This window comes from Desulfosporosinus sp. I2 (assembly GCF_000960765.1).
Classification (GTDB): Bacteria; Bacillota; Desulfitobacteriia; order Desulfitobacteriales; family Desulfitobacteriaceae; genus Desulfosporosinus.
Window position 1 is genome coordinate 1 of the sequence record NZ_JYNH01000113.1, and the last position, 15,146, is coordinate 15,146.

Annotated in this window: 17 protein-coding genes and 2 pseudogenes; 16 read left to right on the top strand and 3 right to left on the bottom strand. The window is 42.0% G+C overall.

The window, feature by feature from the left end:
- Both UF75_RS19305 and UF75_RS19310 read right to left on the bottom strand, forming a co-directional pair.
- Positions 1 to 433, bottom strand: a pseudogene (locus UF75_RS19305) (acyl-CoA dehydrogenase); the annotation flags it as partial.
- Between the two features lie 179 nt (positions 434 to 612).
- On the bottom strand, positions 613 to 1,470 hold the full coding sequence (locus tag UF75_RS19310; protein WP_045576199.1) for a methyl-accepting chemotaxis protein: 858 nt from the start codon (positions 1,468 to 1,470) through the stop codon (positions 613 to 615).
- Positions 1,471 to 1,646: 176 nt separating this feature from the next.
- Here UF75_RS19310 and msrB point away from each other — a divergent pair.
- Positions 1,647 to 2,689: pseudogene (msrB, locus tag UF75_RS29295) on the top strand (peptide-methionine (R)-S-oxide reductase MsrB).
- Positions 2,690 to 2,738: 49 nt separating this feature from the next.
- Here the strand turns inward: msrB and UF75_RS19325 are convergent.
- Positions 2,739 to 3,047, bottom strand: a complete 309-nt coding sequence (locus UF75_RS19325) for a zinc-ribbon domain containing protein (RefSeq protein WP_082075242.1) — start codon at positions 3,045 to 3,047, stop codon at positions 2,739 to 2,741.
- A 311-nt stretch (positions 3,048 to 3,358) separates the two neighbouring features.
- On the opposite strand from UF75_RS19325, the gene UF75_RS19330 reads away from it, so the two are divergent.
- The 15 genes from UF75_RS19330 to UF75_RS19400 all read left to right on the top strand — a co-directional run.
- The gene (locus tag UF75_RS19330) at positions 3,359 to 4,708 is read left to right on the top strand and encodes a TrkH family potassium uptake protein (RefSeq protein WP_156146521.1); all 1,350 of its coding nucleotides are present in this window, start codon (positions 3,359 to 3,361) and stop codon (positions 4,706 to 4,708) included.
- A 12-nt stretch (positions 4,709 to 4,720) separates the two neighbouring features.
- Positions 4,721 to 5,371: a TrkA family potassium uptake protein gene (locus UF75_RS19335; RefSeq protein WP_045576202.1), complete on the top strand. Its 651-nt coding sequence runs from the start codon at positions 4,721 to 4,723 to the stop codon at positions 5,369 to 5,371.
- A 95-nt stretch (positions 5,372 to 5,466) separates the two neighbouring features.
- Positions 5,467 to 5,655 (top strand): hypothetical protein, encoded by a 189-nt coding sequence (locus UF75_RS19340; protein WP_242860345.1) that lies wholly within the window; start codon positions 5,467 to 5,469, stop codon positions 5,653 to 5,655.
- A gap of 228 nt (positions 5,656 to 5,883) precedes the next feature.
- Positions 5,884 to 7,284, top strand: coding sequence for a sigma-54-dependent Fis family transcriptional regulator (locus UF75_RS19345; protein ID WP_045576204.1), 1,401 nt, complete (start codon positions 5,884 to 5,886; stop codon positions 7,282 to 7,284).
- 467 nt (positions 7,285 to 7,751) lie between these two features.
- On the top strand, positions 7,752 to 8,615 hold the full coding sequence (locus UF75_RS19350; protein ID WP_045576205.1) for a branched-chain amino acid ABC transporter permease: 864 nt from the start codon (positions 7,752 to 7,754) through the stop codon (positions 8,613 to 8,615).
- A complete protein-coding gene (locus UF75_RS19355; RefSeq protein ID WP_082075243.1) occupies positions 8,615 to 9,652 on the top strand; it encodes a branched-chain amino acid ABC transporter permease in 1,038 nt (345 codons plus the stop codon). The genes UF75_RS19350 and UF75_RS19355 overlap by 1 nt, the downstream gene beginning before the upstream one ends.
- Positions 9,624 to 10,388, top strand: coding sequence for an ABC transporter ATP-binding protein (locus UF75_RS19360; RefSeq protein WP_045576206.1), 765 nt, complete (start codon positions 9,624 to 9,626; stop codon positions 10,386 to 10,388). Before UF75_RS19355 ends, UF75_RS19360 begins: the two co-directional genes overlap by 29 nt.
- Positions 10,381 to 11,094, top strand: coding sequence for an ABC transporter ATP-binding protein (locus tag UF75_RS19365; RefSeq protein ID WP_045576207.1), 714 nt, complete (start codon positions 10,381 to 10,383; stop codon positions 11,092 to 11,094). Before UF75_RS19360 ends, UF75_RS19365 begins: the two co-directional genes overlap by 8 nt.
- 76 nt (positions 11,095 to 11,170) lie before the next feature.
- On the top strand, positions 11,171 to 11,848 hold the full coding sequence (locus tag UF75_RS19370; protein WP_242860346.1) for a PHP domain-containing protein: 678 nt from the start codon (positions 11,171 to 11,173) through the stop codon (positions 11,846 to 11,848).
- On the top strand, positions 11,832 to 12,665 hold the full coding sequence (locus tag UF75_RS19375) for a 4Fe-4S binding protein (RefSeq protein WP_045576208.1): 834 nt from the start codon (positions 11,832 to 11,834) through the stop codon (positions 12,663 to 12,665). The genes UF75_RS19370 and UF75_RS19375 overlap by 17 nt, the downstream gene beginning before the upstream one ends.
- A gap of 15 nt (positions 12,666 to 12,680) precedes the next feature.
- On the top strand, positions 12,681 to 12,983 hold the full coding sequence (locus tag UF75_RS19380) for a 4Fe-4S dicluster domain-containing protein (RefSeq protein WP_045576209.1): 303 nt from the start codon (positions 12,681 to 12,683) through the stop codon (positions 12,981 to 12,983).
- A gap of 41 nt (positions 12,984 to 13,024) precedes the next feature.
- Complete coding sequence (locus tag UF75_RS19385) at positions 13,025 to 13,630, top strand: hypothetical protein (protein WP_045576210.1); 606 nt, start codon at positions 13,025 to 13,027, stop codon at positions 13,628 to 13,630.
- A gap of 5 nt (positions 13,631 to 13,635) precedes the next feature.
- A complete protein-coding gene (locus UF75_RS19390; RefSeq protein WP_045576211.1) occupies positions 13,636 to 13,833 on the top strand; it encodes a hypothetical protein in 198 nt (65 codons plus the stop codon).
- 76 nt (positions 13,834 to 13,909) lie between these two features.
- Positions 13,910 to 14,317, top strand: coding sequence for a MaoC/PaaZ C-terminal domain-containing protein (locus UF75_RS19395; RefSeq protein WP_242860347.1), 408 nt, complete (start codon positions 13,910 to 13,912; stop codon positions 14,315 to 14,317).
- Positions 14,318 to 14,835: 518 nt separating this feature from the next.
- Positions 14,836 to 15,146 (top strand): MaoC family dehydratase N-terminal domain-containing protein (locus UF75_RS19400; protein ID WP_052693446.1); only part of this gene is annotated, 311 nt, incomplete at its 3' end.

Here is a 15,146-nt window from a genome sequence, read left to right on the forward strand (position 1 = left end):
GGTCGGCACCATGTGCTTTTTCGGACAGACCAAAGGCAAAAATTCCACCGTCGATCAGTAACTGAGCTGTTTTGTGTTTAGCCCTTTCATTATCTCCCATCCAAATAGGGCCAAGTCCAAGAATGCTAACTTGGTAGGCGTATTGATACGACAAGGAATAGAAGGCAGTAATTTCGTTAAATTCACAGACTCGACTTAGGTCAAACCGTGAGTCGGGGGCCCCATAACCGGCAGGGGTTAATAAGGTAGAAAAAATGCATTCTTTTTTGAGAAATTTCAAGAAATCAGTATACCAACGGCTTGCTTGGTCATCTTCTTTGATGCTTATTAGCCCTTTCTCCTCGAAAAATTGAATAGTTTTCTCCATCACTCTTTTAGATTGAAGATCTGTTTGGGGGCTTTCATAGTTTTGCGGATTGAGTAATAGGGACATGATTTTCACACCTTTCTTCCCATTGAGATAGTGAATGGTCGTTCATCAATTGTCTCAATTATCTCATAAATCCTAAAAATGTAAAGACAAGAATCTCAACTAATAATAGTATTTTAAAAAGAGGAACAATAGAAAAAGGCCCTTTCAGTTCAATGAACGAAGGGCCAAATAAAGTCAACTTAGATGATTTGTGATACTTGTTGTACAATTCGAGTACTCTCTGAGAAATTTTGAATGCTGGCGGTCATTTCCTGAGTTGCGGCAGCCTGGGTATGTGCAACATCGGTCAATTCTTCGACTTGTCTCATCAAATTATTAACCCTATTATTAATCGTGGATAAGAGCTTTTTGGTATCATTAACCGATTTCGCACTATTCTCGGCCATCTTCCGTATTTCATCAGCAACTACAGCAAAACCTTTGCCAAATTGACCAGCCCTCGCTGCTTCAATTGCTGCGTTTAATCCAAGTAGTCTCGAATTTGAAGCAACATTATTAACAAAATCAAGAATATTATTGGTTTGATCAATTAATTGTATAATTTCTTGAGTATCACCCAGAACCCCGGATACTCTATTGGAGAGCAGTATGGCAGAGGCAGCTAAACTTTCGGTTGAAGCTGAGAGTTGTTCAGCTGATGAAGAAATATTCTCGGCAGATTCCTGTAATGCGGTTTGATTTTTCAAGCTTAAAGCAAGAGTAATAGTGCCTATGATCGTATCGTCAGGGTTCTTTAGGGGCAGGGTTGAGGATTTAAACGCCACTCCGTAAACTTCTTTAGGTAACACTGATCTTTGGAGTTTACCTGTTTTTAAGGTGCTCGGAATATTACCAGCATTGGGGAAGGGCTTTCCTACTAATTCAGATTGAACAACCTCCGCTTCAGAACCCATAAAATATTGCAGGAATTTTTCTCTATCAGTGATGGCAATTGTATTATCTATGGGTATTAATTCATGAAATAAAGAAGCCATCCTTTCGATAATCCCAAAAAGCTGATCGTCCGTAATATTACTTAAATCATCATGAATTTGCATAATAAGACCTCTTTCAATAAAATCTGTTATACTGATGCATGATTATAATAATTTATCAAATAATAGCATATAGGGAAAATATGTGCAATGAGTCAATAGTCATTATTTTTTGATAACTCCGGAAGGGTATGAGACTAAATATTTGTGAATTATTAGGAGAAATGAGAGGGGATTCCATGGATAATAACGAATACCAACTTGCTACCTTTGCGGGAGGCTGTTTCTGGTGTATGGTAAAACCGTTTGAGGGATTGCCCGGTATTATTAACGTGGTCGTAGGATATACTGGAGGAAATCTTGAAAATCCAACCTATGAAGATGTTTGTACTAAGAAAACTGGACACTTTGAAGCTGTGCAGATCACATTTGACCCGGTTCAGTTTCCGTACACAAGGTTGTTGGAGATTTACTGGCGACAGATAGATCCGACAAATCCAACCGGACAATTTTCGGACCAAGGTCAACCATATCGAACAGCAATTTTTTACCATAATGAGGAGCAAAAGGCCCAAGCACTACAAGCAAAAGAAATCCTCTCAAAAAGCGGGAGATTTAAAGATTCTATCGTCACGGAAATCCTACCTGCTAAAATGTTTTACGTTGCAGAGGAATACCATCAAAAGTATCATAGCAAATTTCCTCTAAGATATGGTGTGTACCGTCAAGGATCAGGACGGGATGCTTTTATTAAAGGACACTGGGAACAGAAGAACGAGCAGGATAGTCTTGTAGAAGACTCCAAAGAGAATGACAAAAAAAGAGAGAAAAAGAGCAAGGGTTAGAACTTGAAAAAGAACTCCTAAAGTCAAAATTGACAGATATCCAATTTGAAGTAACTCAAAATCAAGGGACCGAACCCCCTTTTAAGAATGAATATTGGGATAACATAAGAGAGGGTATTTACGTCGATCTAATATCTGGCGTGCCTCTTTTCAGTTCGCAAGATAAGTTTAAGTCTGGTTGCGGATGGCCGAGCTTTTCAAAACCAATTTCACCAGAAAGTGTTCAAGAGAAACATGATGTAAGTCATTTTATGATTCGGACTGAAGTTGTTAGCACAAAATCTGGAGCTCATCTAGGGCATGTTTTTAAAGATGGACCACTTCCAACTGGCTTGCGTTACTGCATTAATTCTGCGGCGCTAAGGTTTATTTCTAAAGAGGAACTTGCTCAAGAGGGCTATGGAGAGTACCTTGTAGTTTTTAATTCCGTTGAATAGTAAAAACCCCCTCGTCTAAGGACGGGGAGGCTGATGTTTTTATCGGGGTTTACCAATTGTTGCGTGGAGGTGGTTGGAAGCAGTCCCTGCAGTATATTGGCCTATCACCGGAAGGGCGGAAAGGTACGGTTGTTTCTTTGCCACACGTGGCGCAAACAGCAGGGAACATTTCTCGATCTGAACGGTTATTATTAAATCCGCCCGACGTTCGATTTTGTGCTTTTTTAGCAGCGCGGCAGCTTTGGCACCTTCCCGGTTCGTTAGTAAACCCTTTTTCTGCGAAAAACTCTTGTTCAGATGCTGAAAAATCAAAATCCTGACCACAGTCCCTACAAGTTAAAATCTTGTCATTAAACATTAGCAAAACACCTCTTTAAATTAGTTATGGATAGAGTATCTACAAAATAAAGTATAACCACTGTTTTGTCATTTTATCAGCAAGCTTAATACTACCATTTTAATTAAAAGATAGCAGGATTGAGAGATTGTAACCATAAAACTCGAACCTTGATAGTTTCTTTAAATTAATGTGTTATAATAATCCCTAGTTTGATAGGTCCCACATCAAGTGAATTCTTAGAGCTAAAGTTGACCCTTGATAGAGCTCTTCAAATTCGATAGAGACATTAAATAGTTTGGTTGTCTAAATAATCATGGAGGAAAACAGGTTTGAACATATTAGGGAAAGTTTTGACTCCCTCTCGTATATTAGTTGTTGGATTTGCCTTGACCATTCTATTGGGAACTTTATTACTTACCTCACCCCACGCAACAAAAAACGGATTGGGATTATCCTTTTTAAATGCTGCCTTTACATCGACCTCGGCAGTTTGTGTTACGGGACTCGTAGTCGTGGATACTGGAACCACCTTTACATTGTTCGGACAATGGGTGATTCTTGGATTAATTCAGGTTGGTGGGATCGGCTTTATGACCTTTGCTACTATGTTTGCAATTCTTATGGGGAAAAGGATTACCTTTAAGGAACGTTTGTTGTTGCAAGAGGCCTTAAACCAAGTATCAGTAGAAGGTGTCGTGAGATTAGCTAAATCTGTCTTTCAAATTTCCTTTGTTATTGAATTGATTGGGGCGATCATTCTAACGTTACGCTGGTCGTCTGATTTTGGTTGGGGCAAAGCGGCATATTTTGGGATATTCCATTCGGTTTCGGCTTTTAATAATGCCGGATTTGACATCATGGGTGAATTCTCCAGTTTGACAGCTTACGTTGGGGATCCCATTATTAATATAACCATCATGCTTTTGATTATTTGTGGAGGCTTGGGTTTTATAGTTTTAGCAGATTTAAAAGCAAACTTAAAAGCAAAACGAGGAAAAAGAAAGTTTAGGCTTCATACAAAAATTGTCTTAAAGGTTTCCGGTGCCTTAATTTTGTTTGGAATGTTGATTATCTTAATTGTAGAGTTTACAAATCCCAAAACTTTGGGGCCACTTCCCCTTGGGACAAAGATTATGGCAGCATTTTTTCAATCGGTGACTACCCGGACTGCAGGATTCAATACGCTTAATTTTGCCGACATGCATGAGACCACGCTACTCTCTATGATTGTACTCATGTTTATTGGGGCTTCCCCCAGCTCAACGGGAGGTGGAATAAAAACGACGACGTTCATGACAATTGTCTTATCTGTGTTAAGTACTTATCGCAGTGAACCCAACATTATTTTAAATGGGCGTACCATACCGAGGGATAATATTCAGAAGGCTTGGGCAATAACGACCACAGCTGTTTTTCTGATTTTCTTTATTGTCTCGATACTTTCATTAACGGAAAGAATAGATTTACTTCCCGTACTTTTTGAAGCGACTTCCGCTTTTGGTACAGTGGGCCTTTCATTAGGGTTGACCCCTACGCTAACCGTCGTCGGTAAAATGGCCATTATTTTAACGATGTTTATCGGCAGGGTAGGTCCATTAACCTTGGCCTTTGTTCTTGCCCAGAAAAAGAGTAATCAAGCCCATTTCAAATATCCAGATGAACGAATCTTGATTGGTTAAGGGGGTTAATGAATGCGTAAACAATTTGTGGTTATTGGATTAGGGCGATTCGGGACGAGTGTCGCTAGAACACTAAGTACTTTAGGACATGATGTCCTTGCCTTGGATAAGAACGAACATGCCGTACATGCTATTATGCACGATGTAACCCAAGCAGTACAGGCTGATGGACGAGAGGAAGAGACGCTCCGGACTTTGGGAGTTCGAAATTTTGATGTGGCGATTGTTTCAATGGGGGATGATCTCGAAGCTAATATCTTAATCACTCTGATGTTAAAAGAAATGGGAATTCCCGTTGTGGTTGCTAAGGCTCAGTCGTTGCAACATGGTAAAGTCTTGGAAAAAATCGGGGCCGATAAAATTATTTATCCAGAACAAGATATGGGGATTCGCTTGGCTCATAACCTAATACGTTCCAATGTTATGGATTTTATAGAATTGTCACCGGATTATAGCATTTACGAGATTGGCGCACCTTCTCATTTTCTCAATAAGACACTTGGGAAAGTAGATTTAAGGGCGAACTATGGAATCAATGTTATGGCCATCAAGAAGAAGGGGGGGCATATTATGGTTGCCCCAGGGGCAGAGGATATTATTGAAGAAAACGACATTTTAGTTATTGTAGCTAGTAAAAAGGCACTTTCGAAGTTACCAGAATAGAAGGAAATTAATGCAAATCTAGCGAATAGGTGTACAGAAGAGTGAAGCGTGTGCCGCGGTCTTAAAATGAATCAGTGGGAAGATAAGGAGATTTTATGATGGAAAGACCACAGAGCAATCCTAGTCGAATGGTTGTCATCGAAAATAAAAGTAATGGTGAACGTTTCTTAGTGGATCTGCTAAGGGGGCAAACGTACGACAAAGAACAATATACGAAGATAACTTATGAAGTTCCGCTCAAGAAAGAATTCTGGGATTTACCACGTTTAACCAAGTCAAAGTGATTTAACTTAAAAAGTGTAACTAAAGCGGAAGTTAATAATTCCGGGGTGGTAACATACTGATAATCCAGTTTGTTACCACCCTTATTCTTTAAAACTATAAAGGTATTTTTGAGTTCAAGGATTAGCCCAATATTATGAATTATTTAAATATTATGGTATTGGTTCTTTACTTCAACTGTTTTGACCCGTATAATGTTTACAAAAGATACAAAAAAATGAGGGATAACTATGAGTGTCGGAGCCCACGCTGTCACCACAAGTATTATTCCACAATGGAATCGTGAACTTTTATTTGAAATTTTGGATAACATTCATGATGTTGTACTTGTTATTGATTCAGATACGACCATTGTCTATGTAAACGAGGCTTATGCAAGAATCTTAGGAGTTCCCGTAGCTAAAGTTCTAGGCCGTAGGTTGGACGTCATTGAACCTGATTCGGCGACAATTAAAATGCTCCATTCAGGAAAGCCTAGTCGTGGCACAGATTACTTAGATTCTCTAAATGTGAATGTAGTAGGGAGTTCTTTTCCACTTTTAAATGGAGAAAAAATCATCGGAGCCGTTTCAATCTTTAAAAATATTACCGAAGTTGTAGAACTAAATCGCGAGTTAGAGCAGACTAAGGGTGTCGCTGACTATTTGAAAGAGCAGTTAGAGCAATGGGAGCACCTCCCGATGTCCTTCAAAGAATATGTGGGACAAAACAGTCGTTTGAAGGAAACGTTAGTGTTAGCAGCAAAAGTAGCGCGAACAGAGAGTACCGTGCTGATCCTTGGTGAAAGTGGTGTGGGTAAAGAGGTTCTGGCTAAGGCTGTTCATAATTGTAGCCGACGTATGGATAAACCCATGATTAAAGTGAATTGCGCTGCTATACCTGAGGATTTAATAGAAAGCGAACTTTTTGGATATGAAGACGGGGCTTTTACAGGTGCTAAAAAAGGGGGGAAACTTGGTAAGTTTGAATTAGCCCATAGTGGGACAATTTTTCTGGATGAAATAGGGGATATGAGTCTCACGATGCAGGCTAAATTATTGCGTGTTCTACAAGAAAAGGAATTTGAACGTGTTGGTGGTACTAAGACTATTAAAGTTAATATTCGAGTGATTGCTGCAACTAACCGAGATTTGGAAAGCATGATCGAAAAAGGGACTTTTCGTCGTGACTTGTACTATCGACTAAATATAGTTCCTCTCCAGCTGACTCCTCTTCGTGAACGTAAAGATGACATATTGGAGCTTGCCAAAACATTTCTTAAACAATTCTCACGAGAAGCTGATCATGAACTAAATCTTTCCCCCCAAGTCGTAAAATTTCTCCAAGAATATGATTGGCCCGGTAATATCCGAGAATTGCAAAATGTGTTAGAACATGCCAGTATTGTGTGTAGCGGTACGACCATTGAAATTCGGCACTTGCCAGTACACATAATTCCGACTAATAATGGGCACTCAAGCGTTAAGGATAAACCATACGATGTCAGAGAAATTATGGGAAGGATGGAAAAGGAACTGATTTTATCGGCCTTGGCTGCTTATAACAATAACCGTACGCAAGCCATGAAGGCATTAGGAATTTCTAGGCGTGCCTTTTACGACAAGTTACGAAAATATGGCATCGAAGAGTAGAGCTTAGAGTGAGAAATCAGTGAAATTATAAGGGAGTGTCGCTAACTGTTTAAAAGTAGTTAGCGACACTCCCTTCTTTTAAACAGTTTGTGACTCTTTAACCTTTTTCCCGACGTCGGCAAAATGGTCTGCTACCTCTTGTTCCCAAATCATCATGAATATATGGCATGTATTTTGCATTATTCTGATTAATAAGATAATTCTGGCAATCCCATGAAAGAGGTGAGTTGGTTAACGATATATAGTTACGCGAACCATAATCGAAGAGTATTGCTTGAAAAGTGAATACAAAGTAAACAATTCTTAGAGCATAGTGTACGTAAACTATACATTTTCACCAGTAAGGATGCAAATAGTCCAGCTCCCTTACCTGAAATTGAAGCTGGGGGAGTCCTTCTGGTTCCAATCAAAACAGTCTGAGATTGACTCGTTGTTGCTTGCCAGAAAGGATTGGAAGGGGTGGCTGTATGAATTTATTGATTCAGCAAACTGTCAATGGGTTGACGTTAGGAAGTATTTATTGTTTGGTGGCGTTAGGGCTTACCCTCATTTATGGCATTATGGAGGTGCCAAACTTCGCCCATGGACATTTATACATGGTGGGAGGGTATGTTACGTTTTTCATGATGACATTGTATGGGCTCAACTACTGGGTGTCAGCCATCATTTCCGGTATCGTCTTAGCCGTCCTTGGTATTTTATTAGAACGTTTAGTGTTCAATCCTATGCGCAACAGCCCAAGCTCCAATAAATTCATTGCGGCAGTGGGCGCCATGTTGTTTCTGGAAGCTTCAGCCCGAGTGCTCTGGGGTTCGGATTTTCGTAGTATCCCAGCCATCTATGACAACGTAGTTGTGATGGGTGGAGTTCGACTAACCGAACAACGACTGATTATCATCGCGGGAGCGGTCATCTTAATGGTAGCCCTTTATGTGTTTATAAAACACACCATGATCGGCTCGACCATTGAAGCCATGGCCCAAAATCGGGATGGAGCCAGTCTCGTCGGAATTGACGTCAACCGAGTGGCGATGCTGACATTTGCCGTAGCCTCAATCCTGGCATCAGCGGCTGCTTCATTAGCCGGCCCGATTTTTCTAGTCTATCCTGGCATGGGCTCGCTGATCATTATGAAGGCCTTTGTGATCATCGTGATTGGGGGAATGGGTAGCATTCCGGGTGCTGTGCTCGGTAGTTTCATACTAGGATTAACGGAAAGCCTGGGTGCTACGTATCTATCCAGTAATTATAAAGATGTTGTGGCCTTTGCAATTCTGGTCTTGATCCTTTCGATAAAACCCTCAGGCCTTTTTGCAAAGGGGGCCCGATAATGCTTGACGGGATGAAGAAATCAAATGCTAAGCTGATTGCCTATGGCGGGTTCTTAGCTGTCGCCATCGCGTTTCCCTTTATAAGTCCCAATCGATATTATTTAACCGTCGTGACCTTAGGTTTTATCTATGCCATTGCAGTCTATGGTTTAAACCTCATTGTCGGTTATTTAGGGCAGCTTTCCCTGGCCCAAGCCGGATTTTTCGGGCTAGGAGCTTATGTCTCGGGATTACTCAGCCTAAAACTCCACCTGTCCTTTTGGATAAGCCTACCGATGGCCGCCGTGGTAACCACCCTAGTCGCCCTACTGGTCGGACTAATCTCCTTTCGAACTCGAGGGCATTACTTCGTTATTTTTACCCTGTGCATAGGCGTGATCATCAACTTAGTCATTGAGAAATGGGATGATTTAACGGGAGGAGTACGTGGCTTAATCGGAATACCAAGGCCGACTAGCATCGGACCGATTGACTTCATCTCGCTGGAATCGCAGTATTACTTAGTCCTTTTTTTCTTAAGTTTAACCATTTTTGTCATGAGTCAGATCGCCTCATCCCTCGTGGGCCGAACCTTCAAATCGATCCGTAATAGTGAAGAATTAGCGGCCACTTTGGGGATCAATGTGATGCGTAACAAGCTCTTAGCGTTTGGCATCGCAGCCTTTTTCACGGGGATTGCAGGGGCGTTGTTTGCAGGATATATCCGGTTTATAGGTCCGGATATAAGTAACCCTCATCTCACCTTTGAATTTTTGTTATTTTTACTAATCGGAGGTCAAGCCACGATCGCCGGTCCCCTAGTGGGCACCCTTATCGCGACAGGGCTTACAGAAAGCCTTCAGTTTATGCAGGAATATCGCATGGTTGTCTTTGGAGCATTGTTGATCATCATTGTTAAGTTTTTTCCAGGCGGGCTTGTGGGAGCAGCTATGAAGTTAAAGACAAAGATAGAGAAGCGGATGAACAAAGCAAACAAGTCGGTAAACGCACCCTCGAAAGGAGAAAACCATGCTGCTAAAAACCGAGGCTTTAACTAAGAACTTCGGTGGTTTAACCGCCTTAAACAAGGTAGACTTTGAGATCCAAGAGAGCGAAATTGTAGCCATTATCGGCCCAAATGGCGCCGGAAAATCCACGTTTTTCAATCTAATCAGCGGCTATTATCCGGCTTGTTCCGGAACGATAAGTTTCTTGGGCAAGGATATGACTCGAACACCAACGCACGAGTTTGCTTGCAGGGGTATCGGCAGGACCTTCCAGACCACGAATTTATTTACGGACAGTACCGTGCTGGACAATTTAATCATCGGCTATCGCTCCAAAACGAAAATGGGAATGCTGGATGCGATTTTTAATACCTCGCGCGCTCGGCGAGACGAAGGGGCGAGCCGGGAAAAAGCAACAGAGGTCTTAGAGTTCATCGGACTGACAGAGGTGAAGGGTCAACCTGTCGGTAACATTTCCCAAGAGGCAGCCAAACGCTTAGCGATCGGATTGGCTTTGGTGACAGAACCACGCCTACTCTTACTGGATGAACCAGCAGCAGGGGTTAATCATGGTGAAACCAACGAACTGGCTAAGTTAATTAAGAAAATCCAACAAACCGGTACAACGGTCTGTTTAATCGAACACAAAGTGCAGATGGTCATGAATTTAGCGCACAGAATCATGGTTTTGAACTACGGCAGTAAAATAGCGGAAGGAACCCCTAAAGAAATTAGCAACAACGAACGAGTGATTGAAGCATACTTAGGGGGGACCGCGCATGCTTAAATTATCCGGTATCAATGTATCGTATGGCAGTTACCTCGCTCTGCAGGATGTCAACATAGAAGTCAACAAGGGAGAGTTTGTGGTCTTGTTAGGAGCTAATGGAGCGGGTAAATCGACGCTTTTTCGGACGATTAGCGGATTGCTCAAGGTGACGAGCGGGAGCGTGGAGTTTAAAGGACAAAAAACGAATCAATTGCCTTCGTTCAAAGTGGTTGAGTTGGGGATTTCGCAATGTTTGGAAGGGCGCGCCCTATTTTCGCACATGCCGGTCAAACAAAATTTACTCTTAGGAGCGTATGTAAGGCGTCATGATAAGGAAGGAATTAAAAAGAGTCTGGCTATGGTCTACGAATTATTCCCTGCGCTTAAGGATAAAGAAAACGCTTTAGCAGGTTCTCTGAGCGGAGGCCAGCAACAGATGGCAGCGATCGGCAGGGCACTTATGTCCGACCCAGAGTTGTTACTGTTAGACGAACCTTCGATCGGTCTGGCGCCTATCGTGGTTCAGCAGGTATTTGATGCGGTGAAGATTGTCAACGAGGCTGGTAAGACAGTGCTTTTGGCGGAGCAGAATGCCCATTTGGCCTTGAAAGTATCTCACCGTGGTTATGTTCTGGAAAATGGTCGAGTTGTCATGGAAGGCCGCAGTGACATGCTGGCTGGTAATGAAGATGTGAAAAAGGCTTATATTGGAGTTAGTGATTAAGTGTAATAAAAAAGTGAAAGTTGGCACACTTATTGCAACTGTTTTTACCTGAAGGATTGACGAAGGATTGGTATAAATGAGCATGGAATTTGACTTGCACACTCATTCCAGCCAAGGTTCTGCTTGTAGTCGTATGAACGTTTGGGACTTGGTTCAGGCAGCGTGCTTAAAAGGTTTAGATGGGGTTTGCATCACGGATCATGATTACTGCTGGGATCCACGTGAGTTGGATAAATTATACAGTGAAAGCGGGGTCCAAGTTTACAGCGGAATCGAATTAAGTACTTATGTAGGCGAGATCTTGGTCTATGGTGTTCACCAACCCTTACTTAATCTTAGGGGTGACCTACCTGAATTAGCCTTACTGGTGGAAGAATTGGGAGGTGTGATGGTTGTAGCACACCCATTTCGTACCGAGTTTGGATTGTCGACTTTCTCGAGGGAAGAGCGTGGCTTGGAGCCAATCGATGTAGAGGAGTTATGTAGGAAATCAGTGTTTAGCTTGGTTAATACATTGGAAGTTTACAATGGGCGTAGCAGTCGGAGGGAAATTCAGGCAGCCCAAAAGGCTGCAGTGATTTTGGGCAAAAAGGGAACTGGAGGCAGTGATGCCCATAGCACACTCAGTGTTGGTTCTTGTGTTACAGTTTTTGATAATCCGGTCGAGAACTACGCTCAACTGTTAGCTCAATTGCGTAATGGAAGCTTCCATGCCAAGAAGAAGGAGGAATATCGAAATGTGTTGGGTATGTGAAAAGTATGGTAACGGAGAGAAATGGTATCTCAACCCTGAAAACTATGCACGGCGTCTTTATAAGGTGAGAAAAGAAGGTCGTGAAGCGTCTGGTGCAGATGCTGATCCACAAGCAGCAGGTATGGGAGCAGGCGTAGTGGCGGAGTTAGTAAAGGCACGGATCAGTGGGGACCTGAAATGGGAAGAAGAAATAAAACGTGATGCCTTGGAACATGCTTATCAAACTCATTTTGGGCAGGTCGTCACACTTGATGAGTATCTGCAGATTTTGGACATTGCTTATCCTTTGGTCAAAATGACGTGTGGATGTCGTAGGGTTCAACGAGGTATGCCTGATGAGGAAAACTTTACGTGCATGGGTATCGGACCGGGTATGTATAAATGGGAACGCTGGCCAGAGACTTATCGAGGAGGGGTTGAGTTCCTTACTCCAGAGGAAGCTAAGCAATGGGCCATGATGAACCATAAAGAGGGGCGAGTTCAGACTGTGGACGTGTTTGGCACGCCATATATCGGAGGACTTTGCCAGTGCGAATATCCAGGGTGTGTGGCGGTTCGAAATCGGCTCGATTATGACTTCAAATTTTTGTTAAAAGGGCATACGGTAGCTAAAGTAGATCGGGAAAAATGTACCGGCTGCAAAAGCTGTTTAGGAAGATGCCAGTTTAAGTCCCTCAACTTAGAGGTTTACACCAATAAGGCCTATGTTGACATGGATCAATGTTTTGGATGTGGCTTATGCATTACTGCTTGTCCGAGCGGAGCTATAGAGCTCTTGGACAGAGAAAGTTTGCCTGGATTAGCCGAGAACTGGTAATAAGGGGGGAACGTGATGATTGCTCAAATTAAAATAAACTTCGATTTATGTAAAGATCCATTATTATGCCGTCAATGTTTAAGTGTATGTCCATCCGTGGTTTTTGTATGTGGTCCCACGAAGATATGGAAGGGACGGGAGACGGATCCCCAAGAATATCGAATTTTCGGACGCTATTTGGATAAATGTTCTGGGTGTGGCGACTGTGTTAAAGTTTGTCCTACTGGAGCGGTTGATTTGGGATTCTTACCAAAAGAACAATTAGCACAAAGGTATCAAGAGGAACGAATAGCTCAATTGAAAGAGCGAAATTCCTAATTTGAAATCTTGCTCAATAATGAAATAAAGGGGAGTTTAGTATGGCTTTGGATTTTAAGGTTTTGCAAAAAGTCAAAGGCAACCCCAGTACCGAGGTAGCTGCTGATCGACGGCTAAAGATAAACCCAGGTCAAGATTATGCCTATGATATGCCCAAGGAACTAATTTATACCATTAATCACCAATTTCCTCTAGAAAGTCTTTTTAATCAGGAGGGAGAGACCAACGAAGATTTTTTGATTAAACAGGGAAAAACCTTTATGAACCTATTAATCAGAGAAGCTGACTCTGATGCTTTTCGAGATAGAACGGCTGACATGATTGAATGTGTGGCCCAGCAAACTGGGATTCGATTTCCCCATGTGTTCGAGCGGTATGTTGAACTTGGCATATTGAACCTTCGCCCAAGGGATGCCTGGACTGTCACTGAGGCGACGACTAAGACGCTAAAAGTTCGTAATTTCAACTGTAGTATAGGCAAGATGTTTGCGGAAAAAGGACTGGATAACTGCCATATCTTCTGTCAAGCGGCCAATCAAGTCGCTGCTGAAAAAGCCGGACTGAATTTAAAGATGTCTAGCAGTAAGGGTTTAGATGGCAACGGATTATGCGAGCAAGTATTTCGGATACCACAAGCGGGGGGGTAACTGGTATGCACATCGGACATAATCAGGACGATTTTGATCATGAGAGCTTGGCAATGAGGCATTTGGGGGAAGGTATTCTTAGAGAACAAGCAGGATATTTGCATGAAGCATTAAACGAGTATATGTTAGCCAATGTTCTTGATCCAGGACTAGAAATAGCTCAGACTAAGCTAGCGGAACTCAACCAGAAGTTAGGTTTCTAGTAAGATAGGAGTAAGTTAATGGATGATTAAGGAGGCGTCGTATGCGCCACCTTAATCGCCCTGGAAAAGGGGGCAGATGATGAAAAGTCTGCGGAGTTATGAAGTCTCTGATCAATTATCTGTCCGAGAGTGGGTGCCGAATCACATTCAAATACGTCAATATGCAGAAGCTTCAGGAGATTTTAATCCTATTCATTTGGATGATAACTATGCCCGTCAGGTTGGATTAGGAGGTGTAATCGCTCACGGCATGCTTACCATGACTCAAATGTCAGCAATGTTGACGGATTGGATCGGCGATCAGGGTGGGATCTCCAAGTTGAATGTTCGTTTTGAGGGGGTAGTTCGACCCGGCGATACGATAAGGTGCACCGGCTCAATAAGAGCACGATCGGAAAAAACCTTAGTCTGTAATTTAGAAGCGATAAATCATAAAAATGAAATAGTTTTGTCAGGTTTGGCCCACATCAATCTCAAACCCTAAATGGAGACAATCAGTGTGATGCCTTTTCAAGTGAATAATGGCTTCTGGACTTTTGTCATGAGTAAGTAATGACAAAAGTCTTTTGTTTTTGTTGAAAAGTGATATACAAAGTAAACATTGAAAAGCGAGGGTGTATCCAAATTAATCATTATTCAATAAAGTAGCAACAATTGGTGCCTAATTTCAAATGGCATAGTTTTTGCAAATATAGTTTAAATGTTAAAAATACTGCATCATTTGTAATCAATTGCGATTTGGATCTGAAAGGGGGAAATGTAACGATAGCATAGGGATTCTAGCCTAAAGGTTAATCAGGTAAAGAACAGTCGCTTTTATATGGAAGGAGTGCAAATACGAATGAAACTGAAAAATGTTCGAAACAAAGTTCAGATGGTCATAGTGGAAGGGCCCCCAAGAAATTAGCAACAACGAACGAGTTATTGAAGCATACTTAGGCAGTGAAGATGTGAAAAGGGCTTATATTAGGGTTAGTGATTAAGGGCAAGGAGGTAAAGTTTATGATTGGGAAGGAATTAATAGGTCTGGAGAGTGAGCCCGTTCTACTACATTTACAACCGGAGGCAGGGCGAAGGTTTGCTGAGGCCATTGGAATTCCGTTCGATGATCAAGTACCCCCGACCTTTGTGGGTACATTAATGCAGGCAAGTATTCCAGGAATTGAATTACCTGCGCCTGGAATGATTCACGGAGAACAAAAGATCACTTACCATCGCCAGCTTAAGATAGGGGAGACTCTGAAGTATAAGAGGTTTATTAAAGATGTTTATGATCGTGTCGGCAAGCTCGGTAAAATGACGTTCCTAGTTAT

What these genes read in the sequence shown, in the direction of transcription:
- UF75_RS19310 (WP_045576199.1), bottom strand. Translation starts at nt 1,470, where the DNA reads ATGCAAATTCATGATGATTTAAGTAATATTACGGACGATCAGCTTTTT.
- UF75_RS19325 (WP_082075242.1), bottom strand. Translation starts at nt 3,047, where the DNA reads ATGTTTAATGACAAGATTTTAACTTGTAGGGACTGTGGTCAGGATTTT.
- UF75_RS19335 (WP_045576202.1), top strand. Translation starts at nt 4,721, where the DNA reads ATGCGTAAACAATTTGTGGTTATTGGATTAGGGCGATTCGGGACGAGT.
- UF75_RS19340 (WP_242860345.1), top strand. Translation starts at nt 5,467, where the DNA reads ATGATGGAAAGACCACAGAGCAATCCTAGTCGAATGGTTGTCATCGAA.
- UF75_RS19345 (WP_045576204.1), top strand. Translation starts at nt 5,884, where the DNA reads ATGAGTGTCGGAGCCCACGCTGTCACCACAAGTATTATTCCACAATGG.
- UF75_RS19350 (WP_045576205.1), top strand. Translation starts at nt 7,752, where the DNA reads ATGAATTTATTGATTCAGCAAACTGTCAATGGGTTGACGTTAGGAAGT.
- UF75_RS19355 (WP_082075243.1), top strand. Translation starts at nt 8,615, where the DNA reads ATGCTTGACGGGATGAAGAAATCAAATGCTAAGCTGATTGCCTATGGC.
- UF75_RS19360 (WP_045576206.1), top strand. Translation starts at nt 9,624, where the DNA reads ATGCTGCTAAAAACCGAGGCTTTAACTAAGAACTTCGGTGGTTTAACC.
- UF75_RS19365 (WP_045576207.1), top strand. Translation starts at nt 10,381, where the DNA reads ATGCTTAAATTATCCGGTATCAATGTATCGTATGGCAGTTACCTCGCT.
- UF75_RS19370 (WP_242860346.1), top strand. Translation starts at nt 11,171, where the DNA reads ATGAGCATGGAATTTGACTTGCACACTCATTCCAGCCAAGGTTCTGCT.
- UF75_RS19375 (WP_045576208.1), top strand. Translation starts at nt 11,832, where the DNA reads ATGTGTTGGGTATGTGAAAAGTATGGTAACGGAGAGAAATGGTATCTC.
- UF75_RS19380 (WP_045576209.1), top strand. Translation starts at nt 12,681, where the DNA reads ATGATTGCTCAAATTAAAATAAACTTCGATTTATGTAAAGATCCATTA.
- UF75_RS19385 (WP_045576210.1), top strand. Translation starts at nt 13,025, where the DNA reads ATGGCTTTGGATTTTAAGGTTTTGCAAAAAGTCAAAGGCAACCCCAGT.
- UF75_RS19390 (WP_045576211.1), top strand. Translation starts at nt 13,636, where the DNA reads ATGCACATCGGACATAATCAGGACGATTTTGATCATGAGAGCTTGGCA.
- UF75_RS19395 (WP_242860347.1), top strand. Translation starts at nt 13,910, where the DNA reads ATGATGAAAAGTCTGCGGAGTTATGAAGTCTCTGATCAATTATCTGTC.